The sequence below is a fragment of the Streptomyces sp. NRRL F-5755 genome, assembly GCF_001279365.1.
In the GTDB taxonomy this organism is placed as follows: domain Bacteria; phylum Actinomycetota; class Actinomycetes; order Streptomycetales; family Streptomycetaceae; genus Streptomyces; species Streptomyces rimosus.
On sequence record NZ_LGCW01000277.1, the window covers coordinates 14,086 to 40,585 of the forward strand.

At 71.8% G+C, this 26,500-nt stretch carries 26 protein-coding genes and 1 pseudogene; 14 read left to right on the plus strand and 13 right to left on the minus strand.

The genetic code is table 11. The features are described 5' to 3' along the window. Window positions 1-339 precede the first annotated feature (339 nt). The gene (locus ADK86_RS26760) at window positions 340-1,503 is read left to right on the plus strand and encodes a M23 family metallopeptidase (RefSeq protein ID WP_053698908.1); all 1,164 of its coding nucleotides are present in this window, start codon (window positions 340-342) and stop codon (window positions 1,501-1,503) included. A gap of 60 nt (window positions 1,504-1,563) precedes the next feature. Here the strand turns inward: ADK86_RS26760 and ADK86_RS26765 are convergent, their stop codons facing one another. Beyond that, window positions 1,564-2,505, minus strand: coding sequence for an HAD hydrolase family protein (locus tag ADK86_RS26765; RefSeq protein WP_053698909.1), 942 nt, complete (start codon window positions 2,503-2,505; stop codon window positions 1,564-1,566). A 402-nt stretch (window positions 2,506-2,907) separates the two neighbouring features. Between ADK86_RS26765 and ADK86_RS26770 the strand changes: the two genes are divergently transcribed. The 4 genes from ADK86_RS26770 (at window position 2,908) to ADK86_RS26785 (ending at window position 6,412) form a co-directional block, all read left to right on the plus strand. Beyond that, on the plus strand, window positions 2,908-3,801 hold the full coding sequence (locus ADK86_RS26770; RefSeq protein ID WP_053698910.1) for an LLM class flavin-dependent oxidoreductase: 894 nt from the start codon (window positions 2,908-2,910) through the stop codon (window positions 3,799-3,801). Between the two features lie 316 nt (window positions 3,802-4,117). Next, complete coding sequence (gene htpX, locus ADK86_RS26775) at window positions 4,118-5,017, plus strand: zinc metalloprotease HtpX (RefSeq protein WP_053698911.1); 900 nt, start codon at window positions 4,118-4,120, stop codon at window positions 5,015-5,017. Window positions 5,018-5,066: 49 nt separating this feature from the next. Continuing rightward, entirely contained in the window at window positions 5,067-5,642 is a 576-nt protein-coding gene (pspAB, locus tag ADK86_RS26780; RefSeq protein ID WP_053698912.1) for a PspA-associated protein PspAB, read from the plus strand. Window positions 5,643-5,698: 56 nt separating this feature from the next. After that, window positions 5,699-6,412: a TetR/AcrR family transcriptional regulator gene (locus ADK86_RS26785; RefSeq protein WP_063789095.1), complete on the plus strand. Its 714-nt coding sequence runs from the start codon at window positions 5,699-5,701 to the stop codon at window positions 6,410-6,412. Window positions 6,413-6,648: 236 nt separating this feature from the next. Here the strand turns inward: ADK86_RS26785 and ADK86_RS26790 are convergent, their stop codons facing one another. Next, window positions 6,649-7,242, minus strand: a complete 594-nt coding sequence (locus ADK86_RS26790; protein ID WP_030599050.1) for a PadR family transcriptional regulator — start codon at window positions 7,240-7,242, stop codon at window positions 6,649-6,651. A gap of 103 nt (window positions 7,243-7,345) precedes the next feature. Between ADK86_RS26790 and ADK86_RS26795 the strand changes: the two genes are divergently transcribed. The 4 genes from ADK86_RS26795 (at window position 7,346) to ADK86_RS26805 (ending at window position 10,587) form a co-directional block, all read left to right on the plus strand. Continuing rightward, window positions 7,346-7,936, plus strand: coding sequence for a hypothetical protein (locus ADK86_RS26795; protein ID WP_053698913.1), 591 nt, complete (start codon window positions 7,346-7,348; stop codon window positions 7,934-7,936). Further along, a complete protein-coding gene (locus ADK86_RS26800; RefSeq protein WP_053698914.1) occupies window positions 7,933-9,303 on the plus strand; it encodes a carotenoid oxygenase family protein in 1,371 nt (456 codons plus the stop codon). Before ADK86_RS26795 ends, ADK86_RS26800 begins: the two co-directional genes overlap by 4 nt. A gap of 130 nt (window positions 9,304-9,433) precedes the next feature. Further along, window positions 9,434-9,796 (plus strand): hypothetical protein, encoded by a 363-nt coding sequence (locus ADK86_RS43335; protein ID WP_159393971.1) that lies wholly within the window; start codon window positions 9,434-9,436, stop codon window positions 9,794-9,796. Window positions 9,797-9,963: 167 nt separating this feature from the next. Continuing rightward, window positions 9,964-10,587 carry a hypothetical protein gene (locus ADK86_RS26805; protein ID WP_053698915.1) on the plus strand — a complete coding sequence of 208 codons (624 nt, stop codon included), beginning with the start codon at window positions 9,964-9,966 and terminating at the stop codon, window positions 10,585-10,587. On the opposite strand, the gene ADK86_RS26810 is transcribed toward ADK86_RS26805, so the two are convergent. The 4 genes from ADK86_RS26810 to ADK86_RS26825 all read right to left on the minus strand — a co-directional run bounded on the left by ADK86_RS26810 (window position 10,558) and on the right by ADK86_RS26825 (window position 15,300). Beyond that, entirely contained in the window at window positions 10,558-11,619 is a 1,062-nt protein-coding gene (locus ADK86_RS26810) for a MerR family transcriptional regulator (protein WP_053698916.1), read from the minus strand. The genes ADK86_RS26805 and ADK86_RS26810 overlap by 30 nt on opposite strands. Before the next feature lie 11 nt (window positions 11,620-11,630). Then, window positions 11,631-12,578, minus strand: coding sequence for a metal-dependent hydrolase (locus ADK86_RS26815; protein WP_053698917.1), 948 nt, complete (start codon window positions 12,576-12,578; stop codon window positions 11,631-11,633). 68 nt (window positions 12,579-12,646) lie between these two features. Further along, the gene (locus tag ADK86_RS26820) at window positions 12,647-14,425 is read right to left on the minus strand and encodes an SDR family oxidoreductase (RefSeq protein WP_053698918.1); all 1,779 of its coding nucleotides are present in this window, start codon (window positions 14,423-14,425) and stop codon (window positions 12,647-12,649) included. Further along, the gene (locus ADK86_RS26825; protein WP_030599030.1) at window positions 14,422-15,300 is read right to left on the minus strand and encodes a M24 family metallopeptidase; all 879 of its coding nucleotides are present in this window, start codon (window positions 15,298-15,300) and stop codon (window positions 14,422-14,424) included. Before ADK86_RS26825 ends, ADK86_RS26820 begins: the two co-directional genes overlap by 4 nt. Before the next feature lie 289 nt (window positions 15,301-15,589). Here ADK86_RS26825 and ADK86_RS26830 point away from each other — a divergent pair, with 289 nt between their 5' ends. From ADK86_RS26830 to ADK86_RS41410, 5 genes and pseudogenes are all read left to right on the plus strand, one after another. Then, on the plus strand, window positions 15,590-16,750 hold the full coding sequence (locus ADK86_RS26830; RefSeq protein WP_234346048.1) for an ABC transporter ATP-binding protein: 1,161 nt from the start codon (window positions 15,590-15,592) through the stop codon (window positions 16,748-16,750). Continuing rightward, entirely contained in the window at window positions 16,740-17,651 is a 912-nt protein-coding gene (locus ADK86_RS26835) for an ABC transporter permease subunit (protein ID WP_053698920.1), read from the plus strand. Before ADK86_RS26830 ends, ADK86_RS26835 begins: the two co-directional genes overlap by 11 nt. A gap of 70 nt (window positions 17,652-17,721) precedes the next feature. Then, window positions 17,722-18,633 (plus strand): ABC transporter ATP-binding protein, encoded by a 912-nt coding sequence (locus ADK86_RS26840; RefSeq protein ID WP_053698921.1) that lies wholly within the window; start codon window positions 17,722-17,724, stop codon window positions 18,631-18,633. A 16-nt stretch (window positions 18,634-18,649) separates the two neighbouring features. Further along, a complete protein-coding gene (locus ADK86_RS26845; protein ID WP_234346049.1) occupies window positions 18,650-19,441 on the plus strand; it encodes an ABC transporter permease in 792 nt (263 codons plus the stop codon). 406 nt (window positions 19,442-19,847) lie between these two features. Beyond that, a pseudogene (locus ADK86_RS41410) lies at window positions 19,848-20,075 on the plus strand (winged helix-turn-helix domain-containing protein); the annotation flags it as partial. A gap of 66 nt (window positions 20,076-20,141) precedes the next feature. Here ADK86_RS41410 and ADK86_RS26850 read toward each other — a convergent pair. The 7 genes from ADK86_RS26850 to lysA form a co-directional block, all read right to left on the minus strand. Then, on the minus strand, window positions 20,142-20,594 hold the full coding sequence (locus ADK86_RS26850; RefSeq protein ID WP_053698923.1) for a VOC family protein: 453 nt from the start codon (window positions 20,592-20,594) through the stop codon (window positions 20,142-20,144). An 82-nt stretch (window positions 20,595-20,676) separates the two neighbouring features. Further along, window positions 20,677-21,471 (minus strand): endolytic transglycosylase MltG, encoded by a 795-nt coding sequence (mltG, locus tag ADK86_RS26855; RefSeq protein WP_053698924.1) that lies wholly within the window; start codon window positions 21,469-21,471, stop codon window positions 20,677-20,679. 128 nt (window positions 21,472-21,599) lie between these two features. After that, on the minus strand, window positions 21,600-22,022 hold the full coding sequence (locus ADK86_RS26860) for a MerR family transcriptional regulator (protein ID WP_053698925.1): 423 nt from the start codon (window positions 22,020-22,022) through the stop codon (window positions 21,600-21,602). A 65-nt stretch (window positions 22,023-22,087) separates the two neighbouring features. Then, entirely contained in the window at window positions 22,088-22,522 is a 435-nt protein-coding gene (locus ADK86_RS26865; protein ID WP_053698951.1) for a nitroreductase family deazaflavin-dependent oxidoreductase, read from the minus strand. 189 nt (window positions 22,523-22,711) lie between these two features. Beyond that, window positions 22,712-23,986, minus strand: coding sequence for a CynX/NimT family MFS transporter (locus tag ADK86_RS26870; protein ID WP_053698926.1), 1,275 nt, complete (start codon window positions 23,984-23,986; stop codon window positions 22,712-22,714). 244 nt (window positions 23,987-24,230) lie between these two features. Beyond that, window positions 24,231-24,941: a FadR/GntR family transcriptional regulator gene (locus tag ADK86_RS26875; protein WP_053698927.1), complete on the minus strand. Its 711-nt coding sequence runs from the start codon at window positions 24,939-24,941 to the stop codon at window positions 24,231-24,233. Between the two features lie 157 nt (window positions 24,942-25,098). Then, window positions 25,099-26,490 carry a diaminopimelate decarboxylase gene (gene lysA / locus ADK86_RS26880; protein ID WP_053698928.1) on the minus strand — a complete coding sequence of 464 codons (1,392 nt, stop codon included), beginning with the start codon at window positions 26,488-26,490 and terminating at the stop codon, window positions 25,099-25,101. Window positions 26,491-26,500: the final 10 nt, after the last annotated feature.

A 26,500-nucleotide genomic window follows, 5' to 3' on the forward strand; every position in this document is an offset into this window, starting at 1 on the left:
GGTCCTGTGCGGGGCGCTTCGGTACGGCACGGGGCGGTGGTGGCGGGGTACGTCCGTACCTCGGTCGGTATTCGAGTGATGTGTCAGGAATGCGGGAGCGGTTGATTCCGGCCATTTCGCGGGTGCCGGGTTACTCCGTTCGGAGCGTCGCGGACGGAGCAGGCGAAACGTTTTTGTGAGGGACCGAGCGATACGGGCAACCATCTGGCCATGTGTCCAGGTATGCCGGATTGGTTGCGCAGAGCGGTCCGGGGGCCACAGGGCCCCGACCGGCGTGCCGGCGAGCGGGCCGCACGACCGGCTCACCGGTGCCACGGAGCTGCGCTGCGTACGACACGGATGACATTGTCGCTGGTGGTGGCGCTGTCGGCGACGGCAGGGACGGCACCGGCCGCCACCGGGGCGGCCTTCGCCGAGGCAGCGGCCGCCATGACGGCCGCTGCCGAACCGGGCGCCGTCGAGCACCTGCCGCCGTCCTTCGCGCCCCTGCGCCCCCCTGAGGCGCGCGACCAGGTCGCGGACCGTCTGACCGCGGCGAGCCTGGAGGTGATCCGGCTGGGCCGGGACGCGGGCCGGACGGGACGGTCGTACGCGGCGGTCCTGCGCGCGGCACGGGTCGGCCACGCCCGGATCTCCCGGCTGCACACGGAGCTGCGGCGCGAACAGCGCACAGCCGGCGAGCTGCGCCGGCGGGCGGGCCGGATCGCCGTCGCGCAGTACCGCACCGGCCGCCGGCTCCCGGTCCCGCGGTCCGCCCGGGCTTCCGGCGCCCCGCAGGCGGTGCTGAGGGCCTACCGGAAGGCCGAGCGCCGCCAGCGCCTGCTGGCCGCGCACGCGCGGGACGCGTTGCGTGCGAGCCGGTCCCTGGCGGTGGACAGCGTGGCCACGTACATCCGTACCGCCGAGCTCGACACCCGCCGGACCAGGCTCGACGCGGAGCGCCGGCGCATCGGCCGCCGCCTGGGCGCGGCCCGCGGGCTGCTGCACAAGGCGTCCAGGCAGGCCGCTCGGAGCGGCCGGTGCGGCAGGCTGCCCGGCACGGTGTCCGCGGTGGCGAAACGTTCCGCCACGGAGGTGCCACCGGTGCCGGCGCCGGGCGGGAAGTGGGCCCGGCCGGTGGAGCGCTACCAGTTGTCGGCGGGTTTCGGCGGTGCGGGCAGCCGCTGGGCGCACCGCCACACGGGCCAGGACTTCGCGGTGCCGGTCGGCACGCCCGTACGGTCCGTGGGCCGGGGCCGCGTCCTCAGCCTGACCTGCGGCGACAACTTCGGCATCAGCATGGTCGTACAGCACGGTGCAGGAACGTTCACGCAGTACGCGCACCTGTCGGCCGTGGTGGTACGCGCCGGGCAGCAGGTACGGACGGGCCAGCAGATCGCGCTGTCGGGCTCGACCGGCAACTCCACGGGGCCGCACGTGCACTTCGAGGTACGCCGTACGCCGCAGATGGGGTCGGGGGTCGATCCGGTGCCGTGGTTGAGGGGGCGGGGGGTGCGGGTGTGAGGGGAGCCGGGTTGCGTTCCGTACGGGGGCGGCTTGTTGTGCGGCGAGAGGAGGGAGGGGTCAGCGGCCGTCCAGGATGCGTTCGATGACGGCCGCGACGCCGTCCTCGTTGTTGCCGTGGGTGTGCAGGGCGGTCGCGGCGAGCACGTCGGGGTGGGCGTTGGCCATGGCGTACGAAGTGCCTGCCCAGGCCAGCATTTCGAGGTCGTTGGGCATGTCCCCGAAGGCGACGACCTGGTCCGGGCCGATGCCGCGCTGGGCACAGCAGCGCGCCAGGGTGCCGGCCTTGCTCACGCCCGGCCCGCTGATCTCCAGGAGCGCGGTCGGGCTGGACCGGGTGAAGGAGGCGTGCGCGCCCGCCCGCGCGCGGGCCAGCTCCAGGAAGGCGTCCGGGTCCAGGTCGGGGTGGTGGGCGAGCAGCTTCAGTACGGGCTGGTCGGCGCCGATGTCCTCGGAGGCCGGCGGCACCTCGGCGCCCGCGCCCTCCTGCTCCAGCGGGGAGCGCGAGTGCTCCGGGCTCAGCTCGGCGAGGAGCTTTTCCGCGGGCGCGATGACGGCGGCCGGGTCGAGCTGGAAGGGCGGGTACTCCGGCTCGTAGTTGATCCCGCCGGTCCGCTCGACCGCGAACGACGTACCGGGAGCGGCGGCACGCAGCGCGTGCACCACCGCGAGCGCCGCGGGCCGCTCCAGCGGGCTGATCTCCACGATGCGGCGGCCGTGGTGGAGATCGACGACGGCCGCGCCGTTCGCGCAGATGGCCAGCCCGTGCCCGTGTACGTGATCGCTGACCACATCCATCCAGCGGGCCGGGCGCCCGGTCACGAAGAAGACCTCGATGCCTGCCCGCTCGGCGGCGGCCAGCGCCGCGATCGTCCGGCTGGAGACCGTCTTGTCGTCACGCAGCAGGGTGCCGTCGAGATCCGTGGCGATCAGGCGGATCGTTTTTTCGGCGGACCGGGGAGCCTGCGGCGGCTCGGCGGAGGCATCAGTCACGGAGTCCATCTTCGCGCATATGCGCGCACAGGCGTGCGGCGGGTTGCGCGCATGAGCTTTACGGGGACGAACGGCCTGTCCAGGGGTGGGGGCCGTCTGTGTGCGGGTGTCGGGCCGTCCGTACGCGGACAGCGGGGCGCCCGGGCGGGGGACGGCGAGGTATCCGGGATTGGAGGCGTGGTGGCTGGGCGCAGGCAGTGGGGCGTCTGGTCGTGGATGGAGGGCTGTCCGGGCGGCTGTCCGGACGCCGGGGCGTGGCACCGTACGGCGACGGCGGGCGGGGTGAACGGGTGCCGCGCCGGATCGAATGTACGTTCAGCGCCGTGCCCGTGCCTACGGCGTGCGCCCCCGGCGCGTTGGAGCGCCACGGGGCTCACGGGGGGTTTCTCGTGCGGCCGTAGGCTCGTACCCATGCGACTGAGCACCGTGATCCTCCCCGTCCGCCGCTGGTCCGAGGGTGGCCGGGAGGTGTGGCAGCGTGCCGAGGAACTGGGCTTCCACACCGCGTACACCTATGACCACCTGTCCTGGCGGAGCTTTCGCGACGAGCCGTGGTTCGGCGCGGTGCCGACGCTGACCGCGGCCGCCGCCGCGACGTCCCGGATGCGCCTGGGCACGCTCGTGACCTCGCCGAACTTCCGGCACCCCGTGACTCTCGCCAAGGAACTGATTTCGCTGGACGACATCAGCGACGGGCGGATCACCCTGGGCATCGGCGCCGGCGGCTCCGGCTTCGACGCCACGGCGCTCGGCCAGGAGCCGTGGACGCCCCGGGAACGCGCCGACCACTTCGCCGAGTTCGTGCCGCTGCTGGACCGGCTGCTCACGAACGACGTGGTCAGCTATGAGGGCGAGCACTACCGTGCCCACGAGGTGCGCAACATCCCCGGTTGTGTGCAGCGGCCCAGGTTGCCGTTCGCGATCGCGGCGACCGGGCCGCGCGGGATGAAGCTGGCGGCCGGCCACGGGCAGGCGTGGGTGACGACCGGTGATCCGAAGGTGTCCGCGACCGGCAGCGCGGCCGAGTCGCTGGAGGCGGTACGCGGGCAGGTCGGCCGTCTGGAGAAGGCATGCGCCGAGGCCGGGCGGGATGCCGGGGAGCTGACGAAGATCATGCTCACCGGCTTCTCGCCGGACCGCCCGCTCGCCTCCCTGGACGCCTTCGTGGACTTCGCGGGCGCACACGCCGAGGCGGGCATCGACGAGATCGTGCTGCACTGGCCGATCGCCGACTCGGTCTTCGAGGCCGATCTCACGGTGTTCGAGCGGATCGCTGCGGAGGGGGTGGCGCAGCTCGGGGGGTAGGGGGCTGCGGGGTGTGATGGCGCGCCATGGGGAGCAGGGGGCACCGCGGTAGCCGCAGGTGCCACGTGGCGCCGCGTGGGCCGGTCGGGGCGGGCGCCCCAGCTCCTATCGGGCTCCTGGCCCACCGGTCGGCCTCCCCGGCCTACCGGCCGATCCCCCAGGCCCACCACCCCGCCGTAATCCATGGCCTCCGCTTTACGCCGTAAAAACCCGGCAAGAGGGAGAATCGGGTCTAAGGCACCCGCGCGGTTCCTCGGATGAAGCGCGGTTCCTCGGGTGAGCTCTACGGACTCTGCGGTTTGGAGGACTGAGAGGCATGGCACGAACCCGATTCGCCCCCGACCGCGGCCTGACCTCGCGCATGGTCACGACGATGTTCTTCATCGGCCTGCTGTACGTGGTCGTGGTGGGTGTCCTGGTGGTGCTCCTCAAGGGCGCGTGGCTGGTGGTGCTGCTCATCTCGGGCGCCCTGTTCATCGCGCAGTTCTGGTTCAGCGACCGGATCGCGGCCTTCAGCATGGGCGCCCGCGAGGTCTCTCCTGAACAGGCGCCCGAGCTGCACGGCGCCGTCGACCGGCTGTGTGCGCTGGCCGACATGCCCAAGCCGCGCGTCGCGGTCGCCGAGTCGGACGTACCGAACGCCTTCGCGACCGGCCGCAACCAGAAGAACGCGATGGTGTGCGCGACGACCGGCCTGCTGCGGCGGCTGGAGCCGGAGGAGCTCGAAGGTGTCCTCGCGCACGAGCTGTCGCACGTCGCCCACCGCGATGTCGCGGTCATGACGATCGCGTCGTTCCTGGGCGTACTGGCCGGGATCATCACGCGGGCGGCCCTGTGGAGCGGCGTCGGCCGCAACAACCGCGACAACAACGCGGCGATCGCCGTACTGATCGTCACGCTGGTCAGCGCCGTCGTCTACGCCGTCAGCTTCCTGCTGACCCGGCTGCTGTCGCGCTACCGCGAGCTGTCCGCCGACCGGGCCGCCGCGCTCCTGACGGGGCGGCCGTCCGCGCTGGCCGCCGCGCTGACCAAGGTCACCGGGCAGATGGCGCGGATCCCGACGCGGGACCTGCGCAAGGCCGAACCGTTCAACGCGTTCTTCTTCGTGCCGGCGTTCTCGAAGGAGAGCTTCGGGCGGCTGCTGTCCTCGCACCCGACGCTGGAGCAGCGGCTGGAACAGCTGGGCCGGATCTCGGCGCAGCTGGGACGGCCGTGAATCGACCGATCAAGACGGCGTGACCCGACCGATCAAGGAGAGAGCCCGCATGGGTTTCCTGGACGCCATCCTCGGACGCAGCAAACCGGTAAGCCCCGACCTCGACCGGCTCTTCGCGCTTCCCTCCGCGGCCGTCACCCTCCAGGCCGCGGCCGGGTTCCGGCCCACCGGCCTCGGCTCGGTGTGTTTCGCGAGCGTCGAGGGCGGCGCGTTCCGCGGCATCCAGGAGGAGGTACGCGGCCTCCTGGGCAGCCCGGCCGAGTTCAGCCAGGACGAGTACGGCTACACCTGGATGCTCGCACGGCACGCCCCCGACGACACCGCGTCCCTGGTGAACGACCTGCACGCGGTCAACAGCTCCTTGGAGGGCGCGGGTTTCGGCCCGCAACTGCTGTGTTCCCTGATGGGCTTCCGGGACGACCGGGAACGCTCGCTGGCGCTGGTCTACCTCTACAAGCGCGGTACGTTCTACCCCTTCGCCCCGCAAACCGGACCGGAAAGCGCGCCCGCCGAGAAGCGTGACAGCGCCCTCGAACTGGAGATGCGCGCGCTGCTCGCCGACGACCTGGAGATCGAGGCGGACCTGAGCCGGTGGTTCCCGGTCTGGGGCGCGCCGGGGCTGTGAAGGGGCCGGTGGCGGCCGGTTCCGGCACGAGCGCCTGGCTCGCGTAACTTGGCGGCATGGCTGAGGCAGTGGAGGCGACGGGCGCGCCGGGCCGGCGCCGCCGCGCGCCGGGGATGAGCGCCGACGAGCGCCGGGCGATGATCGTTACGGCCGCGCTGCCTCTGGTGGCCGAGTACGGGGCGGCCGTGACCACCGCGAAGGTGGCGCGTGCCGCGGGCATCGGCGAGGCGACGATCTTCCGTGTGTTCGAGGACAAGGACGCGCTGCTGGCGGCCTGCGTGGCCGAGGCCCTCCGCCCCGACGCCCTGCTCACATCGCTGGCCGCCATCTCCCTGGACCAGCCGCTCGCCGACCGGCTGACCGAGGCGCTGGACGCGATGCGGGAGCATTTGGCGCGTATCGGCGCGGTGATCGGCGCGCTGCACGCGACGGGGCATCTGCGGGGGCGGGAGGCGCCGAAGGGCGAGGGTACGGGTACGGGCGCACGTACGGGACCGGATGCACGCACGGGACCGGACGCACGCACGGATGCGAGCGCGGCGCCGGTGCCCGGCAGCCGGGAGGAGGCGATGGCAGCACCACTGGCCGCGGTCACCGCCCTCTTCGAGCCGGAACGGGACCGGCTGAGGATGACGCCGGAGGCGCTGGCCAGGGTGTTTGTTGCGCTGGGGCAGGCGGAGACGTCGTCCGCGGGGCAGGAGGGCGTCGACGCGCGGGAGTTGGTGGAGCTCTTCTTGTACGGGGCGTTCGACGGGGTGCGTGGGGGCTGAGGTCCGGGGGGCTGAATTGGGGCCCGAGCCGGGCTGGGCCCAGGGGCCACTACCACCGAAGTAAGCCGAAACCGAGGCACCCCGGGTCGGATCGGGATCGGTTCGAGAATCCATCCCGGGCCGGGTTGGGACCGGTTCGAGAATCACCCGAGCCGGGTTGGACCCAAGCCGAGATCCACCCGCCCCGGCTCCTTCTTCTTCCCCTGCCCCGTCCCCCCTCCTCCCCTTCCCCTCCTCTACTCCTGCTTCTCCCGCCGCCGTTCCTCGGCTTTCTCCTCCTGCTCCTTGACCGCATCCCGGGCCCGGCGTGCCCGGTCGGAGTTGATCTCTTCGGCGGCCCACTTGGCCCAGCCCTCCACCATGGCGGTCTGCCGCAGGCCGAATTCCAGGGCGATGCGCCCGTATACCGCGACCATTTCCTCGTCCCAGTCGCTGCTGTCCGCGACCTCCTGGTAGAGGGCGTGCGCCCGGGCGGCCCGCTCGGCCTGTTGCAGGAGGAACGTACGGGCTTCCAGTGGCGTGAGCACGCCGAGGAAGAAGACGCGCAGCAGGCCGTCGTGGCGCTGCGGGCCGGTGGGTTCCACCTCGATGAGCCAGCGATGCAGTTCGGCCCGCCCGGCCTTGGTGATCGCGTACTCCTTGCGGCCGCGGGGGCCGTGGGCCACCACCTCGATGAGCTGCGCGTCGGTGAGCTTGTTCAGCTCCCCGTAGACCTGGCTCTGGGTGGCCGGCCAGACGTGCGCGAGCGACACGTCGAACGTCTTCATCAAGTCGTAGCCGCTGGCAGGGGCTTCGGCCAGCAGGCCCAGAACGGCATGGCGGAGGCTCATGGCCGCCACTTTACCTTCCACTATTGACACGTCAACGCAGAACCTTCTAGCTTTGACATGTCGAAGTTGGAATGTCGCTGGATGGTCGGGGGAGTCGGGTTTCATGACCTACTTGCGGGGGTTCATCCCATGGATCGCTTACGGAGCCGTCGCCTGGGCGACGTGGCAGTGGGCAGCGCTGGCGGCCCTGCTGCTCGGCGGCGTACTGCTCTACCTGGACCGCGCCGAGAGCCTGTCCCCATCGATGCGGGTCCTTGAGTACGGCACTCTCGTGTTCTTCGCGGGCGTCACCGCGCTCGCGTTCCTCCGCCCGGACAGCGGACTACGGGCTTACGACGGAGCCCTGTCGTCGGGTTGGCTGGCGCTGATCACCTGGGGCTCCCTAGCGGTCCGCCGTCCCTTCACCCTCGCCATAGCCCGGCACCACGCGCCGCCCGAGGTCTGGCAGACCCCGCTCTTCCTGCGGATCAACCAAGTGCTCAGCGCGGCCTGGGCGGCGTCCTTCACGCTCGCCGCGGTGGGGCAGGTCCTGGTCACGGCCTACGGGCTGGGCCCGGCCGTCCTGATCGTCGTCCACGTCAGTGCCTTCGTCATCCCGCTGCGTTTCACCGCGTCCTACCCGCAGCGCGCCAAGGCGCGCTATCTGGAGAAGGCCGGCGAACGCTCCTACGCTCAGGAGGCTCGTTCCGCATGACAACGACGAACACTCCCGGCTCCGCCACCCGGGCGGCCGGCTCCGCTTCCGCTCCGCCCCCACACCTCGCGGGCAACTTCGCCCCGGTGATGGAGGAACTCACTGCGTACGAACTGCCCGTCACCGGCGCGGTGCCACCCGAGCTGACGGGCTGGTACCTCCGCAACGGCCCCAACCCGCGGGACGCCGCGTCGGCCCACTGGTTCTTCGGCGACGGCATGGTCCACGGCGTCCGCCTGGAAGGCGGCAAGGCCGTCTCGTACCGCAACCGCTGGGTCCGCACGGTGACCTTCACCGACGGCATACGGGTCGGAGACGAGCGAGGGGGCCACGGTCTGGCCGCCGGGGTCGCCAACACCCATGTGGTCCGGCACGCCGGCCGCACCTTCGCCCTGGTCGAGTCGTCCTTCCCGTACGAGATCGACTGCCGACCGGGGCATGAACTGGAGACCGTCGGTCCGTACGACTTCGGCGGCCGGCTGACCACCGCCATGACCGCGCACCCGAAGACCTGCCCGACCACGGGAGAGCTGCATTTCTTCGGCTACGCCACCAGGGCCGCGCCCTACCTGACCTATCACCGGGCCGATGCCGACGGCCAGTTGGCGGTGAGCCGCCCCATCGAGGTACCGGCGCCGACGATGATGCACGACTTCCACCTGACGGCGGAGCACGTCGTCTTCATGGATCTCCCGATGGTCTTCGACCGGCGGTCGCCCGGCATGCCGTTCGTATGGGACCCGGAATACGGTGCCCGGCTCGGCGTCCTGCGGTGCGACGACCCGCACGGCCAGGTCCGCTGGTTCGCCATCGACCCCTGCTACGTGTTCCACTCGCTCAACGCGCACGACGACGGGCAGGGACGCATCGTGCTCCACGTGTCCCGCTACCCGACAATGGAGTTCAAGTCGCCGCCCACCCTATGGAAGTGGACCATCGACCTGGGCTCGGGCAAGGTCGCCGAGGAGCAGTTGGACGACCAGGCAGGCGAGTTCCCGCGCATCGACGACCGGATGGCGGGGCTGGACGCCCGGTTCGGACACATCACACGGGCCGGTGGGCCCGGTTCCGACCCGCTTCCCGGCGCGCTGATCCGCTACGACCTGCACGCCGGCACCAGCACCCGGCACGACTTCGGCCCCGGCCGCGTACCGGACGAGGCGTCCTTCGCCCCGGCGGACGACCGGCCCGACGGACCGGGGTGGCTGCTCACCTACGTCTACAACGCCGCCACGGACACCAGTGACCTGGTCATCCTCGACGCGGAGGACATATCCAAGGACCCGGTGGCCACGGTCCACCTACCCCGGCGGGTGCCCCACGGCTTCCACGGAAACTGGCTTCCGGACCCGGAGCCCGCCTCCTAGCTGCCGCGTAGCGGATGAGCCGGACCGCCCCCGGTCCCCCGAGTGCACGCGACCGAATGGCGGCCGGGGGCGCACCGGTATCGGATGAGGGTGTCCACTCCGGACGGCTCCTGACGAGGGGAGAAGTCATATGCGCAGAGGCATTGGTGCCGCAGTCGGGGCGCTCACCGTGGCCGCCACGGCAGTCCTGTTCGCTGCCGGTACGGCCACCGCCGACAGCCAGCACGGCAGGGCGGGCAAGGACGACCGCCACGGCCACCTTGGTCAGCCTGCCAAGACCGGCCATGTAGTTGATCTTGGCCGCCCGGCCGGGGTGGGGCACCTCGACCACCCTGGGCGGCACGGCCGGGGAGTCGGCACCCCCGATGACTGGAAGCACGGTGACCGCAAGCAGGTTGGTCGTGGGAACTCCGCACCGTCCACCGCCGCGCACAACTGGGGAGGGGGGAACTGGAACAGCAAGGTGGTCTTCGGCGATATGAAGCTCGACTGAGCCACCAGCCGAGTGATGGCCAGAGGCCGACGGAAGCTCCGGCCAGGGGCCCTGGGCATCGGCCAGGGCCCGGGACGCATCGGGGGTCGCTCAGGGGCGTGTCCGGGTGTTCCCGGAGGTTGGGGCACGTGTCGGTCCCCGAAGCTCGGTGCATGACAACTACGACCATGACAGCTACGACGTGGGGGCGGTCGGCGTTTGTCGCCGGGCCGGGGTGCATGGCGGTGTACGGGCTGGTCCGGCTGATGGACACGGAACGGGGGCCGGGGCCGGCCTGGTCGATCGGGCATCTCTTCCTGCTGGCGGGTGTCCTGCTCTTCGTTCCGGTGTTGCTGGGGCTGCGGCGCCTGGCGGCGAGGCAGGGCGGGACGCAGCGGGCGGTGGGTACCGGGGCGGCGGCGCTGGGGCTGGTCGGGGTGGCGGCCTTGGCGGCGCAGTCGGGCATCGACCTGCTCGTCGCGTACGTATCGGCGGATCACGAAGCCATGAGGGAGCTGTTCGCCAGGATTCAGGGCGTGCCGGGGGTGATGCCCGTCATCTACACGGTGGTGCCGCTGTTGTTCTACGTCGGTCTGCTCCTGCTTCTCGGACAGTTGGCCGTCCTGCGGGTGATCAGTGTCTGGCGGCCCTTGGTCGTCGTGGCGGGCGCGGTGGCCATGACCGCCACGCTCGACCTGCTGCCGGTGGCCGGCCTGCTGTTTCTCCTGGCCCTGGCCCCGCTGGGGCGGCTTGTTCCCGTGGGGAAGGCCGGGGCCGTACGGTCAGCCGGGTGGGGTACGGCGGGCGGCTAGTTCGTCCATGGTGCGGGCGTGGACCTCGCGTTGGGTGGCCGCGGTGATGAAGGCCGCCGCGTTCTCCCGGCCGACGAGTTCACGTACGGCCCGGACGGTGTCGGCGGGCAGCGCGACCATGATCGGCTCGGAGTCTGTACGCGTACCGGCGTCGATATCGGCGTCGACATCGGTGATGACCCCGACATCGGCGCCGAGGCCGGCATCGCCACCGGCATCCGCAGCGCGCGAACCGGTCGCACCCGGGCTCGTACCGGTGCCCGGGCTCGTATCCACCCCCTGCCCGCTCAAATCCCCGAGGTGGCGATGGATGTACCGGGTGGCCAACGTGCGCATCGCGCGGGCCAGTTCGGCGTCGACGGTTTGCTGGGCCAGGGGACGGAGGCGGCGTACCAGGTCGGCGGCCTCGGTGGCCTCGGCTTCGGTGGGCTGGTGGTCCAGGTAGGGGTGGAAGACGTACTCGGTGGTGAAGTCGAGGAAGCGGGCCGCGATGTGTTCGACCTGGCCGCGCAGTTCGCGCAGGTGGCCCGAGATGGCGGTGAGGGGGACGCCCGCGGAGTGCAGCTCGGCCGCGACGGCCAGCTCCTGGGGGCTGGGGACGCGGAAGGCGTCGTCGCTGCCGGGGAGGCGTTCCAGGACGCCCAGTTCGACGGCGTCCGCCAGGGCCGCTTCGTCCGGGGTGCCGCCGAACGCCGCGTCCAGCTCGGCGCGCGTGATGCGGGCCGCCTCCTCGTCGCTCCAGGGGCCGTCGATCTCGGCGACCAGGCCCAGGACGCCTCCGAGGCCGCGGCCGGTGTCCCAGGCTTCGAGGAGTTCCTTGATGCTGGCGAGGGTGTAGCCGCGGTCGAGCAGGTCGGAGGTACGGCGCAGCCGTTCCAGATGCTCGTCGCCGTAGACGTTGGCCCGGCCGCGGCGCTCCGGCTTGGGGAGGAGGCCGCGGTCCTGGTAGGCGCGGATGGTGCGGACCGAGGTGCCGCTGATGTGGGCCAGGTCCTCGATGCGGTACTCGGCCGGCGGCGGCTGGTCGGTCAATGCGGTGCTCCTTACGAGATGGCCGCGCGGCCCACCGCACCCGCCGCGGCGCGGGCTGCCGGTGAGGACGCCAGGTATGCGACGGCCTTGCGCAGCGACCCTTCCTGCGAGGGATGGTACGACCGCTTCAGGTAGCGCGGTACGGCGGCGCCCAGCTCGCGCCAGGTCGGCAGGAGCTGTTTCCGTACGGCCCGGTTGTGCTCGCGCAGGGAGTAGCGCAGGCGGCCGGCCAGCTGCGGGTCGTGGCATATGAGGTAGGCGGCGCCCCAGGCCCACAGGTAGAGGAGGACGGGCGCGGTGACGGCCATGCCCAGGACGCGGCGGGCGTAGCGGGGCAGGCCCTCGCCGCCCGTGTGCTCGTACATGTCGAAGGCCACCGCGCGGTGCTCCACCTCCTCCGCGCCGTGCCAGCGCAGCAGGTCGAGCATGACCGGGTCGGGGCGGGCCCGGTCCAGGCCGTCGGCGTGCAGCACCCAGTTGCCGAGGACGGCCGTGAACTGCTCGATGGCGGCTATGAGGGAGAGCCGGAAGCGCAGCCATTCCTGGGTGGATATGGGGGCCGCGAACGGGGGGCGTTCGCCGAGGAGGTATTCGAAGAGGAAGTCGACGTGCTTGGTGTACGGAGCGGTGTCCAGGCCCTGGTGGGCGAGGTGCTCCAGGGCGTGGGCGTGCTGGACGCTGTGTGTGGCCTCCTGGCCCATGAAGCCCTTGACGTCCTTGAGCAGCGCGGGGTCGCGGACCAGCGGCAGGGCTTCCTTGAAGACCTTGACGAACCACCGCTCGCCCGCGGGCAGCAGCAGATGCAGCACGTTGATGACGTGGGTGGCGGTGGGTTCGTCCGGTATCCAGTGCAGCGGGGTGTCGCGCCAGTCGAACGAGACGCGGCGGGGTGCGATCGTGTGGTGTTCCTCCGGTCCTTCGGGGTGCGTACTCACGCTGGGGCTCCTGACGTGGGACATGAGGGAGGGCGCCGGGGCGGCGCGGCGGTGCGCCTGCCCCGGCCTGCCGACACCGTGCCGAGCGGGCTCTACGACGGAGGCTCGACGCGGGCGAGGGCGCGCAGGGCGCGCGGGGCGATGCGGGACATCAGCTGGGCGCCGCGGGCTTCGGGGGTGACGGGCACCACCGCCTCGTTGCGCGCCACGGCCCGCAGTATCGCCGCGGCGACCTTCTCCGGCGGGTAGTTGCGTATCCCGTACAGCCGGGACACCTTGGCCTGGCGGCGCTTCTCCCCGTCCGCCGAGACGCCGGTGAAATGGGTCGTCGAGGTGATGTTCGTGTTGACGATGCCGGGGCAGACGGCGGTGACGCCGATGCCCTGACCGGCCAGTTCGGCACGCAGGCACTCGCTGAGCATGAGCACCGCCGCCTTCGAGGCACCGTAGGCGGACAGGACGCGGGACGGCTGGAAGGCCGCGGCCGACGCCGTGTTGACGATATGGCCGCCCTGGCCGCGCTCCGCCATCTGCTTGCCGAAGAGGCGGCAGCCGTGGATGACGCCCCAGAGGTTGACGTCCAGGACCTTCTTCCAGTCCTCGGTGGTGGTGTGGAGGAAGGGGCCGGACACGGCGATGCCGGCGTTGTTGATCAGCACGTCGACGGTGCCGTACTCGGCGGCGACCTTGTCGGCCAGCTTCTCCATGGTGGCCTCGTCCGACACGTCCACCGTCTCGGCCCATGCCTGCGGGGCGCCGACCAGCCGCGCCAGGTCGGCCGTACGGGCGGCTCCCTCGGCGTCCCGGTCCACGGCTATGACGCGCGCGCCGGCCTCGGCGAAGGCGAAGGCGGTGGCCCGCCCGATGCCGCTGGCCGCACCGGTGACCAGCACGAGCTGCCCGCCGAACCGGTCGGCGTACGGGCCGGAGGCGACGATCTCCTTGGCGGGGGCGCCCTCCTCCTTCGACGTGACGAACTCGCCGATCCAGGCGGCCAACTGGTCCGGCCGGGTGCGCGGCACCCAGTGCTTGGCCGGGAGGGTGCGGCGCACCAGCTGGGGAGCCCAGTGGTCGAGGTCGTCGTAGAGCCGCTGGGACAGGAAGGCGTCGCCGGTGGGCATGATCAGCTGGACCGGGCAGTGGGCGTAGGCGTCGGCGCGCGGGCGGCGCAGCCGGGCCCGGACGTTGTCGCGGTAGAGCCAGGCGCCGTGCGCGGCGTCCGTGGGCAGGGACGGGGTCGGGTAGGCACCCTGGGGCACCTTCTCCACCCGCTGGAGGATCTTGGGCCAGCGTTTGCCGAGCGGCCCCTTCCAGGCCAGTTCCGGCAGGACCGGGGTGTGCAGCATGTAGACGTACCACGACTTGACGCCCTGATTGAGGAGCTGGGCGGCACGGCGCGGGGTGGGCCGGGAAGCGCGCTTCTTGATCCAGTGGCCGAAGTGGTCCAGCGACGGGCCGGACATCGAGGTGAAGGAGGCGATCCGGCCTTCCGTGCGCCGGACCGTCGCGAACTCCCACGCCTGCACCGAGCCCCAGTCGTGGCCGACCACATGCACCGGCCGGTCCGGGCTGACCGCGTCGGCGACCGCCAGGAAGTCGTCGGTCAGCTTCTCCAGGGTGAAGCCGCCGCGCAGCGGCTTGGGCGCGCTGGACCGGCCGCAGCCGCGTACGTCGTAGAGCACCACGTGGAAGCGGTCGGCCAGGCCGCGGGCCACCTCCGACCACACCTCCTTGCTGTCCGGATAGCCGTGCACCAGCACCACCGTGGGGTGCGCGGCGTCGCCCAGCTCGGCGACGCACAGCTCCACCCCGCCCGTACGGACCCAGCGCTCCCGCGCGCCTTCGAGACCCGTCTGCCCCTGCCCGCTCATGCGGCCCCCTCCTCCTGCCAGCGCCGCACGTGCGGCAGATCGTCGTCCAGCCAGAAAGCGCTCTCCTCAGGGTCCGCGGAGTCCGTCACGACGAGGATCTCCTCGAACTTCGCGCCCGTGCCCCGGAATCCGAGGTGTGGCTCGACCGCCCACAGGCCCGGCTGCGGCGGGTGGTCGGAGAACTTGTACGGGCTCCACAGAGGAGACCAGCCGTCGCGGTGGCCGTGCAGCGCGTCGGAGGCCAGGCCCTTGAGCGACTGTGTGCCGAATCCGAAGAGCGTCGGCGACCAGCGGCGGGGCCGTACGCGGTCGATCTTGTGGGCGATGACACCGAAGGGATAGGCGCGGTGGCGGTTGGCGTACCCCTGGCGGATCATGAGGCGCTCGACGTCCTCGTAGATCTCCCGCAGCGGACGGCGCTCGCGCACCTCGCGCAGGATCAGCTCGCGGTGCGCCGCGAGGTCGGCCAGCAGCCGGTCGTGGATCGGGTTGAGCCCCAGGCAGCCGGAATAGCCGATGTCGGCCGTGAACCCCTGGTGCACCGGTGCCATGTCGAGGATGAAGGCCATCCCGGGCTCCAGGCGCCGGTCGGTGGGGAAGAACTGCAGCGGTATGCGGAAGTTCGTGAACGCCGTGCGGTCGCCGAACCAGGCGAAGGGGAGGTGGAACCAGTCCCGCACCCCGCGCTCGCGCAGCCACCGGCGCTGCATCCGCGCCGCCTCCCGCTCCGTCACCCCCGGCCTGAGCTGCGCGGCGACGGCCTCGGCGCAGGCATACGCCAGCCGCTGCACCTCTTTGAACCCCCGCAGCTCGGCGGTGAGTTCGCGTGGCCCGCCGCCCCTGCGGGCCGTCGTGGCCCCTGTCGCTGAGGTCATCGCCAACCGTCCGTCCCGTCCGTGAGCCGATCATCGCGGTACGTGCCCGTAACTTGACACTGATGAATGTGACAATGCTCGGCGGCGACGTCAAGGGGTCGGCCGAGCCTGTGGAAAACCCGCGGCAGGGCACCCGGCATCGCGCCCCCGCGCCGCTCCGCCACCGCACCGGGAGAGACCGCATACGCCGCTTCGCCACCACACCGGGACGAACCAAAGCACGACCTCCCCTACGGGCCCCTACACCTGTGGTCGGACGCTGATCCAGCCGCCTGGTCTGACGACCGGTGTGGTCCCCGCCACTACCGTCGATGACGTGACTGTGATCGTGACCGAAAGCCTGAGCAAGCGGTACCCAAGGGTGACCGCGCTGGACCGGCTCACCGTGGACATCGGCCCCGGGGTGACCGGCCTGGTGGGTGCCAACGGCGCCGGCAAGTCCACCCTGATCAAGCTGCTGCTGGGGCTCGCCCCGGCCAGCGAGGGGTCCGCGGCCGTCCTCGGCCTGGACGTGGCCACGGAAGGCGGCGCCATCCGGGAGCGCGTCGGCTACATGCCGGAGCACGACTGCCTGCCGCCCGACGTCTCGGCCACCGAGTTCGTCGTCCACATGGCGCGCATGTCGGGCCTGCCGCCGACCGCCGCCCGCGAGCGCACCGCCGACACGCTGCGGCACGTCGGCCTCTACGAGGAGCGCTACCGCCCCATCGGCGGCTACTCCACGGGCATGAAGCAGCGGGTCAAGCTGGCCCAGGCGCTCGTCCACGACCCGCAGCTGGTGTTCCTGGACGAGCCGACCAACGGCCTGGACCCGGTCGGCCGCGACGAGATGCTCGGGCTGATCCGCCGCGTGTACACGGAGTTCGGCATATCGGTCCTGGTCACCTCGCACCTCCTGGGCGAGCTGGAGCGCACCTGCGACCACGTCGTCGTCATCGATGGCGGCAAGCTGCTGCGCTCCTCCGCCACCGACGACTTCACCCAGCTCACCGCCTCCCTGGCCGTCGAGGTCACGGACACCGACGAGCACCCGGACGGTACGGAGGCACTGCGCGCGGCCCTGGCCCGCGCCGGTGTCGCGGTGACCACCGCGGTCCCCGGCTCGCAGGGCACCGCCCCCGCCGCCCACCTGCTGTATGTGGAGGCCACCGGCGAGGAGACGTACGACCTGCTGCGCGACACCGTCGCCGACCTGGGGCTCGGCCTGGTCCGGATGGAACAGCGCCGGCACCGCATATCCGAGGTCTTCCAGAGCGACGAGGGTTCCCGGAGTGGCGACGTTTCCCGGAGCGAGGGCGTCTCTCGGAGTGAGGACGCGGCGAGCGCGCCGGGCGCCCAGGACGCGCACACCCCGGACGCGCCCGCCCGTCCGGCCGCCCCCGCGGCGAAGGCCCCCGCGACGACCGCCCACCGAGCCCCCAAGGACGGAGGCGCCCCCGATGCCGCCTGAGACCAGGACCCCCGCGCCCTCCGGAGCGGCGCAGGACGTCATCCACGACATCGGCTACCGCCACTTCGACGGCCCGCGCCTCGGCCGCGCCTACGCCCGCCGGTCGCTGTTCTCGCAGAGCCTGCGCGGCGCCTACGGGCTGGGCCGCTCCGCGAAGTCCAAGGTCCTGCCGATGCTGCTGTTCGCCGTGATGTGCCTGCCCGCCGGCATCATGGTGGCGGTCGCGGTCTTCACGAAGATGAACGATCTGCCGGTGGCGTACACCAGGTACGCGATCTACCTCCAGGCGGTCATCGGCCTCTACCTGGCCGCCCAGGCACCCCAGTCCGTCTCCCGCGACCTGCGCTTCAAGACGGTGCCGCTGTACTTCTCGCGCCCCATCGAGCGCGTCGACTACGTGGCGGCGAAGTTCGCCGCGATGGCGAGCGCGCTGTTCATCCTGACCGCCGCGCCGCTGCTGATCCTGTACGTGGGCGCCCTGCTCGCCAAGATGGACTTCGTCGACCAGACCCGGGGGCTGGCCCAGGGCCTGGTCTCGGTGGCGCTGCTTTCGCTGCTGTTCGCCGGCCTCGGCCTGGTGATCTCGGCGCTCACCCCGCGCCGCGGTTTCGGCGTCGCCGCCGTCATCGCCGCGCTGACCATCCCGTACGCCGCGGTGAGCGCCGTCCAGGGCATCGCCGCCGTACAGGGCCAGGAGGGCGTCGTCGGATGGCTCGCCCTGTGCTCGCCCATCACGCTCATCGACAGCGTGCAGGCGACGTTCCTGGGCGGCACCGCGTCGTTCCCCGACGAGGTCCAGCCGACCACCGCCGCCGGACTGGTGGCGCTCCTGGTCACCCTGTGCGCCGTCGCGGGCTCCTACGCGCTGCTGATGCGCCGCTACCGGAAGGCCGGCCTGTGACCGCCCGCCCCGCGCCCCGTACGGCGCACCCGACGCCCGCCACCAGCCCCCGAAAGAATGGGCCGCGCCCATGACGACCATCCAGATCGACCACGTATCCCGCTGGTTCGGCAATGTCGTTGCCGTCAACGACATCACCATGACCATCGGCCCCGGCGTCACCGGCCTCCTCGGCCCCAACGGCGCGGGCAAGTCCACGCTGATCAACATGATGGGCGGCTTCCTGGCGCCGTCCGGCGGGGCCGTCACCCTCGACGGCCGCCCCGTCTGGCGCGACGAGAGCGTCTACCGCGACATCGGCATCGTGCCCGAGCGCGAGGCCATGTACGACTTCCTGACCGGCCGCGAGTTCGTCGTCGCCAACGCCGAACTGCACGGCCTGGGCAAGGATGCCGCGCGGCGGGCGCTGGCCACCGTCGAGATGGAGTACGCGCAGGACCGCCGGATCTCCACCTACAGCAAGGGCATGCGCCAGCGCGTGAAGATGGCGTCGGCGCTGGTCCACGACCCGTCCGTGCTCCTGCTGGACGAGCCGTTCAACGGCATGGACCCGCGGCAGCGGATGCAGCTGATGGACCTGCTGCGGCGGATGGGCGCCGAGGGCCGTACGGTCCTGTTCTCCTCCCACATCCTCGAAGAGGTCGAGCAACTGGCCTCGCACGTCGAGGTCGTGGTGGCCGGGCGGCACGCGGCGTCCGGCGACTTCCGCAAGATCCGCCGACTGATGACGGACCGGCCGCACCGCTACCTCGTGCGCTCCACCGACGACCGGGCGCTGGCCGCCGCCCTGATCGCCGACCCGTCGACGGCCGGGATCGAGGTCGACCTCCAGGAGGGCGCGCTGCGCATCCAGGCCGTCGATTTCCCGCGCTTCACCGCCCTGCTGCCGCGGGTCGCCCGCGACCACGGCATCCGCCTCCTGACGGTCTCGCCCTCCGACGAGTCCCTGGAATCGGTCTTCTCCTACCTCGTAGCGGCCTGAAAGGAGCCTCGAAGCGATGTCTGCGACCTCATCGGTCCGGCCGGACCCGTCCCCGGCCCCCGCTGCGGGCCCCTCGCCGGTGCCCTCGGTCTTCAACCCCACCGTCGCCCGGCTCACCTACCGGGCCCTGCTCGGGCGGCGCCGCGCGCTCATCCTGTTCGCGCTGCCCGCCCTGCTGATCGTCATCTCCGTCGCGGTACGGGCCCTGGCCGGCGCCGACGACTCCACCGCCAACGGCGTCCTCGGCACCTTCGCGCTCGCCACGATGGTCCCGCTGATCGGCGTCATCGCCGGTACGGGCGCGATCGGCCCGGAGATCGACGACGGCTCGGTCGTCTACCTGCTGGCCAAGCCGCTGCGCCGGTCCTCGGTCATCTTCACCAAACTCCTCGTGGCGATCGGCGTGACGGCCGCGTTCTCGGCGGTCCCGGTCCTGATCGCCGGGTTCGTCCTCAACGGCAACAGCCAGCAGATCGCGGTGGCGTACGCGGTCGCCGCGGCCGTCGCCTCCGTCGCGTACAGCGCGCTGTTCCTGTTCTTCGGCACGGTCAGCCGGCACGCGGTCGTCTTCGGCCTGGTCTACGCCCTGGTATGGGAAACCCTGGTCGGCAACCTGGTCCCGGGCGCACGCACCCTGAGCGTGCAGCAGTGGGCCCTGGCGATCGGCCAGAAGATCGGCGCGGAAGGCGCGATCACCTCCGAGGTGGGGCTGCCGTTGGCGGTCGTCCTTCTGGTGGCGGTCACGGGATCGGCGACCTGGTACGCGGGTCGCAAGCTGCGGTCGTTGACGGTGGCGGGGGAGGAGTAGGGGGCGGTTCGGTCTGGGAGGCGGGCGCTCGGCCGGGGTTCCGGCCGAGCGTGTCGGGGTGGTCGCCGGTGGGGTGGGGACGTTCTGCGTCCTGAGTCGCTCTTTGTCCGCCGCAGCCAACCGTTCGCCTCGAAGCTCAGCGACATGCAGGGGCCTGTCAGGCATTGCAGCGTGCACCTCGATTCATCGGCGGTGAGCTGCGGCCCGTCCAGCAGTACCCGCACGAGTCCCAGGACGCCGGCCGCCGACTCGGTCAAGCCCCCTTCGGTCGCGTCGCTCATGCCGACTCCTGGTCAGTCGGCTCAGCCCCAGGTGCCGGCCCTTGCCCGGTCGCCCTGGGGCGCTCTCGTTCCGGCGCGCACCGGATGGCCAAGCTGGCTCGGCAGATACCTCGGTACCGAACTGGATGAAGCCATCGCACGCTGACCAGGTGAAGATCGACAGAGCCCTACCGCATGGGCCGCAAGTCGCAGCGGAGATCCGGCGGCGAATCCAGAACGGCACCTATCGCCCTGGGGAACGCTTGCCGGGCACAGTGGCAATTGCCGCCGAGTTCGACGTGTCTCAGTCGACAGCTACTCGTGCCGTGGCCAGTCTTCGCCCTGAGGGACTTGTGCGTGTGGTGAGTGGGCGGGGCTATTTCGTTGCGGAGGGTGCCAACCAGCGGTCTGCCGAAGCGGCGCGACCACCACGCCCCGCCCTACGCCGCGCAGAACTCGTTCCCCTCAGGGTCCTGCATCAGCCACCAGTGCCCGGCAGGTCCCTGATCCACCTCCCGGACGCGTATCGCACCCAGGCCCTCCAGCCGGGTCACCAGTGCCTCCAAGCCGCCGGGGCCGCTGTGGACGTCGATGTGGAGGCGGTTCTTGCACGTTTTGGCCTCGGGGACTTCCTGGAAGAGCAGGCGGCGTCCGCGGCCGATGCCGCTGGTTTCGTCGTACGGGTCGTCGGGGTGGCGTATCGCGGCATAACCGCGGAAGGTCTTGCGGCCGTGGTGTGCGACGACCGCTTCCTCCTTGAGGTGGCCGGCGGCCAGCAGCTGTTCGATGAGAGCGGTGGGGTCCTCCACCTCGTACTCCAGGGCCGCGGCCCAGAAGTCCGCCAGGGCGGACGCGTTCGTGCTGTCGATGACCAACTTCCACGTCAGTGCCATGCGAGGAGTTATACCGGGCAGCACTGACAACGGCCCCGCACCGCATTACCGCGTACGGAGGCCGGTGCGGCGGTGCTGCCCGCTACCGTCCCTGCCGCTCGTTGAACTCCCGTACGTTCGCGCGGTGCTGTGCGTAATCGGCCGTGAAGCGGGTGTCGCCGGGGGCGACCGTCACGAAGTACAGCCAGTCGCCTGCGGGCGGCCGGGCCGCGGCCCGGAGCGCGTCCTGGCCGGGGTTGTCGATCGGGGTCGGCGGCAGGCCCTTGTGCCGGTAGGTGTTGTACGGGCTGTTGAGCCTGGTGTCCGCGTGGCTGATGTTGAGGGAGCTGCGTCCGAGCGCGTAGTTGATGGTCGAGTCCATCTGGAGGGGCATGCCCCGGTCGAGCCGGTTCTCGATGACCCGGGCGACCTTGCCCATGTCGGCGGTCCGGTCGGCCTCGGCCTGCACGACGGAGGCGATGATCACCGTTTCGTACGCACGGATGCCGTCGGCGGCCTGCTTCTCGGCGGCGGTGTCGGTCATGAACGAGAGCAGCGACTCGGGCGTGGTGTCGTCGTCCACCGGATACGTCGCGGGGTAGAGGAACCCCTCCGGATTGCCCTTCGCCGCCTCCGGCAGCTTCAGCCGGGCCTTCTTCGCGGCCTTCTCCGTGGTGCCGGACGCGACACCGAGGGCCTTGTCGACCGCCGCGTACACCTGGGTGGCGCGCCACCCCTCCGGAATGGTGAGCGGCGGGTGGCCGGGACCGCCGAGCAGGCGCGTGACCAGCACCGCGATGAGCGCCAGTACGGCGCAGAGACCGACGGCCAGGAGGAGCCGGCCCCTGCGCGTGAGCCGCGATCGGGGGCCGTGGCCGGTGTGCAGCACATCGCTCATGGGGGCACGGTAAGGCAGCGCCCGCCCGCGGAGGCGGCAGTGCGCGGCGGGCACCGCGGTAAATCACCGGATCACCGGCAGCGCGTGCCCGCGTACGCGTCCGCGTCGGCCGGTTGGGGAATGGCTGCTCAGCGCTTGGCCGTACCCGGACCGGAGACCGCCGCGCAACGCTCTCGGTCGCTCGCTCCGGGCGGTCGGCGCAGCTCGGAGACCCGGTCGAGAAGTCGGTCGCGTACAACGCTGAGGTCGTCGATGCGCTGCTGGATCAGGGCGAGCCGCTGTTCGAAGACCTCGGTCTTCGGTGCGGGATCGGCGCAGGCGTGGTCCCCGGTCAGCTCGTCGCGCAGGCAGCCGTCGATGAGACGCAGGTCGTCGGTGGTGAGGCCGCAGGCCAGCAGCAGCCGGATGTTCGCCACGGCGCGCACCGCGCCGTCTCCGTAGCTTCGGTAGCCGTTCGCCGACCGGTCGGGGCGCAGCAGGCCCTGCTCCTCGTAGTAGCGCAGGGCCCGGGTCGTCGTGCCGGTCGCGCGGGCCAGCTCCCCGATGCGCATGGTGCGTGCTCCCTTTCGACGCGCGCCTACGGGAGGGAGCATATTCCGCGCCGTGGACGTGGAGGTTAAGCGCGGGCGCTCCACGGAGTGAGCACCATGACCGGGATGCGCCGCCCGGCGCGCTCCTGAAAGGCAGCGAACTGCGGATGGGCCGCCACCTGGAGGGCCCATAGCCGGTCTCTGTCCTCGCCTGTGACTTCGACAGCACGGGACCGGTACGTACGGGTGCCGACCTCGACCGTCGCCAGGGGGTGGGCGGTCAGGTTGTGGTACCAGGCAGGGGCGGTGGGCGAGCCTCCGTTGGAGGCGAACACGGCGAGCCGGTCCGGGCCGTCCGGCAGGTAGAGGGCGGGAGTGGTCCGCGGCAGGCCGGACCGCGCCCCTGTGGTGGTCAGGAGGAGCAGCGACTGCCCGGCGAACTCACCGCCCACGTGGCCCCCGTTGGCCCGGAACTCTTCGATGACGCGCTGGTTGAAGGGGTTCACCCGGTGACTGTCCATGGAGGCACCCTCGACCTTCACGTCGGCGTGAAGGTCAAGCCAGGCCGTTCGTAAGGGGCAACCCACTCCGTCCGTGAAGGTCACGCCGTGCCGCTAAAGAGCAAGCCGTACCGCTACAGACGGGGCCCCTGGATCGCGCCCACAACAAGCGATCCAGGGGCCTGCCATCAGCAGCGCATCGCCAGAGCCTCAGGCCCCGATCTTCCGGTCGCGCCCCGCACCCATCCCCAGCAGCACCAGACCCGCGCAGACCGCCAGCAGCAGCACGATCGGTACCGTCCAGCCGTGCGTCGCCTGGTGCACCGCGCCGAGCAGCAGCGGGCCGGCGGCGGCGAGCAGGTAGCCCCAGGTCTGTGCCATGCCCGAGAGGCGGGCGGCGGTGTGGGCGTCGCCGGAGCGCAGCACCATCATCGTCAGGGCCAGGCCGAGCGCGCCGCCCTGGCCGATGCCCAGGAGGATCGCCCAGACCCAGGCGCCGGCCACCGGGGCCACGAGGAGGCCGACGATGCCGCAGGCCATCAGGGCGGTGACGGCGACGGCCAGCAGCCGCTGCCGCCGCATCCGTCCGGCCAGCATCGGCACCACGAAGGAACCGGCCATCTGCACCAGCGTGCTGAAGGCGAAGACCAGCCCGGCCGTGGCCTTGCTCATGCCGTGGTCGGTGAAGATTGTCGGCATCCAGGCGATCATCACGTACGCGATCAGCGACTGCGAGCCCATGAAGAGCGTGACCTGCCAGGCCAGCGGGGAGCGGGTCAGCTTCGGCCCGTCCTCGGTGGTGTGCGCCGGTGTCGCGGCGGCCTGGCCGTGGCGGGTACCGCGCCGCGCGATCAGCGCCTGCGGAATCCAGACGACGGCGGCGACCGCGGCCAGCAGCGCCCACGAGGCCAGCGAACCCTGCCAGCCGCCCAGCGCGTTCTCCAGCGGCACGGCGGAGGCGGCCGAGACGGTGGCGCCGAGGATCATCGCCGTCGAGTACAGGGCGGTCATGCCCGCGGCCTTCTCCGGGAAGTCCCGCTTGATCAGGCCGGGCATCAGGACGTTCAGCAGGGCGATGGACGTACCGACCACCGCGCAGCCCACGAACAGCGCGACGACCGGCGGCGCGATGCGCAGCAGGATGCCGCCGCACAGCAGGACCAGCGCGCCGCACAGCACCGTCTCGGTGCCCCAGCGGCGGGCCAGTTTCGGCGCGGCGATCGAGCCGAGGCCCATGAAGACCAGCGGGATCGTCGTCACCAGGCTGCTCGCGGTGGCGGCCAGGTGGTAGTGCGTGCCGATCTCGCTCACCAGCGGCGAGACGCCGGCCAGCGCGGCGCGCATGTTGAGCGAGGCGAGCACGATGCCGAGCAGGAGCAGGGCCGGGTGCGCGCGCAGCCGGCGGCGGGCCGCGGCGACCGGCGGGGCCGGGGTCAGGTCCTCCTCGGCGTCGATCAGTGGTGCTTCGGACCGGGTCCCTGACATGGGTCGTGACTCTCCTTGCGTGGGGGCGGGGGTGGTCGTACGGGCGTGTGGGGCGGGAGCGGCGAGGGAGGAGGAACGTTTCTGCGGCGGCTGTACGGCGTGCTCGCGTCCGGTACGGGGCGACGGCGTCCGACAGGCAGAGGCCGACTGTGGCGGTACGGAGCGACCGTGTCCGTTCGGCGTGACCGTCCCCGGTACGCCGGCACTCCAGCGCCACGTGATCACGGACCGCCGGCCCGCCCTCTCACCGCTCAGCGAGCAGCTTCTCCACCGCCCGTTTCGGGGGCTCCAGCAGTGCGCGGGCGGCTTTCTCCGCCGCCTCCGGGTCGCCGGACGCGATGGCGTCCAGGACGGCCCGGTGATCGCCGTGCACCATGCGCGGCATCTGTTCGTCGCCGAGCGAGGTGAGCAGCGCTTCGCGCACGGAGCTGCTGAACCAGGCGTACGTCGCGGTCAGGGCGGTGTTGTGCGCGGCCTCCACGACGGCCCGGTGGAAGGCCACGTCGTGATCGGCGTACAGCTCCAGGTCGCCGCCGAAAGGCTGCCCGTTGGCGGCCTCCAGGGCGGCCTGTGCGTCCAGCGCGGCCCGCATCCGCTCCAGGTCGTCCGGCCGGTGCCGCTGGGCCGCCAGACGGGCGGCCTCCGCCTCCAGGGCGATGCGCAGCTCCAGTACGTCGCGGATACCGGCCCGCTGCACGCCGCGCATGATGTCGCCCGGGTCGGTCCGGGAGACGACGAAGGTGCCCTCGCCCTGCCGGGAGCGCAGCATGCCGGCGTGCACCAGGACCCGTACGGCCTCGCGGACGGTGTTGCGTCCGACCTGGAGCTGTTCGGCCAGCGCGTGTTCGGTGGGGATGCGCTCGCCCACCGGCCAGGTGCCGGCGGCCAGCTGGGCGCGCAGGGCCTCGACGACGGTGTCCACGAGGGACTGTCGTCCCGCTGCCTGCAATGCCATGCGCACACCCTCGCTTCGATTCCGGCCGGAGGCGTGGGCAACCGGCATGCGCCCGGTCACCCTGTTGCCCAGTCATCCTACAAATAATCGCTGCAATATGCACGGAGTACTTTCGCTCCGTGCATATCGCGGGGGCCGAACCGGAAGCAGCCCGGTCTCACAGCCCGATATCGCGCTCCTGGATGTCGGCCAGCGACTCCCGCCGTACGAGCGTGCGCGCCTGCCCGTCCGCGACGGCGACCACCGGCGGGCGGCCCACCAGGTTGTAGCCCGAGGCCATGGACAGGTGGTACGCGCCCGCCACCGGTACGGCGATCAGGTCGCCGGGCCGTACGTCACCGGGCAGCCGTACCCCGGCGGCGAGCACATCGCCCGCCTCGCAGTGCCGCCCCACCACGCTCACCGGCGCGGGCGCGGCGCTCGACCGGCGCCCGACCAGCCGGGGCGCGTACCGCACCCCGTACAGCGCGGGCCGCGGGTTGTCGCTCATCCCGCCGTCGACGGCCACGAAGGTGTGCTCACCGGTCCGCTTGACGGACAGCACCCGGTACAGGGCGACGCCGGACGGGCCCGCGATGGCGCGGCCCGGCTCGACGGTCAGGCGGGGCACCGGCAGCCCGGCCGCCGCACAGCCGCCGGTCAGTTCGGCCCGTACCTTGGCGCCGAGCGCCGCGATGTCCATGGCGGCCTCGCCGGGCCGGTAGGCGACGCCGTGGCCGCCGCCGATGTCCAGCTGCGACAGCGTGACGCCGTGCTGCTCCTGGATACGGGCCAGCAGGCCCACCAGCCGCCGGACGGCCGACAGGAACGGTTTGACGGTGGTGATCTGGGAGCCCAGGTGACAGTGCAGCCCCACCAGGTGCAGCCGCGGCTGGCCCAGGATGCGGGTGATGGCGTGCTGTGCCGAGCCGTCGGCCAGAGAGAGGCCGAATTTCTGGTCGTCGGTACCGGTACGGATCTTGGTGTGGCCGCCGGCCGCGATGCCCGGAACCACTCGTACGAGTACCTGCTGCCGGGAACCCGGGGGGACCGCGGCGGCGAGCCGGGCGATCTCGGAGGTGCTGTCGATGACGATCCGGCCGACGCCCAGGCGCAGCGCGGCGCTCAGGTCGTCCGGGCTCTTGGCGTTGCCGTGCAGCACGATGCGGGAGGGCGGGAAGCCGGTGGTGACGGCGAGTTCCAGCTCACCGGCGGAGCAGACGTCCAGGCCCAGGCCCTCTTCCCGCACCCAGTGGGCCATGGCGCGGCACAGGAACGCCTTGGCCGCGTACAGGACGTCGGCGTCGGGGAAGGCACGCAGGTAGGCGCGGCAGCGGGCGCGTACCTCGGCCTCGTCCAGGACGTACGTGGGGGTGCCGAAGCGCTCGGCCAGCTCGGTGAGCGGGACGCCGCCCACGGAGAGGTCGGCGTGCGGCAGTTCGGCCGTCGAGGCGGGCCATACGGAGAGGTCGTCGGGGAGGTCGTCGGGCGGGCTGCCCGGGAGGCCGGGGCGGTCCGGGCCGGCCGGCTGTCCGGTGGTGCGCTGCGGTGTCGTGGTCGTCACGGTCATGGTGTCGTTC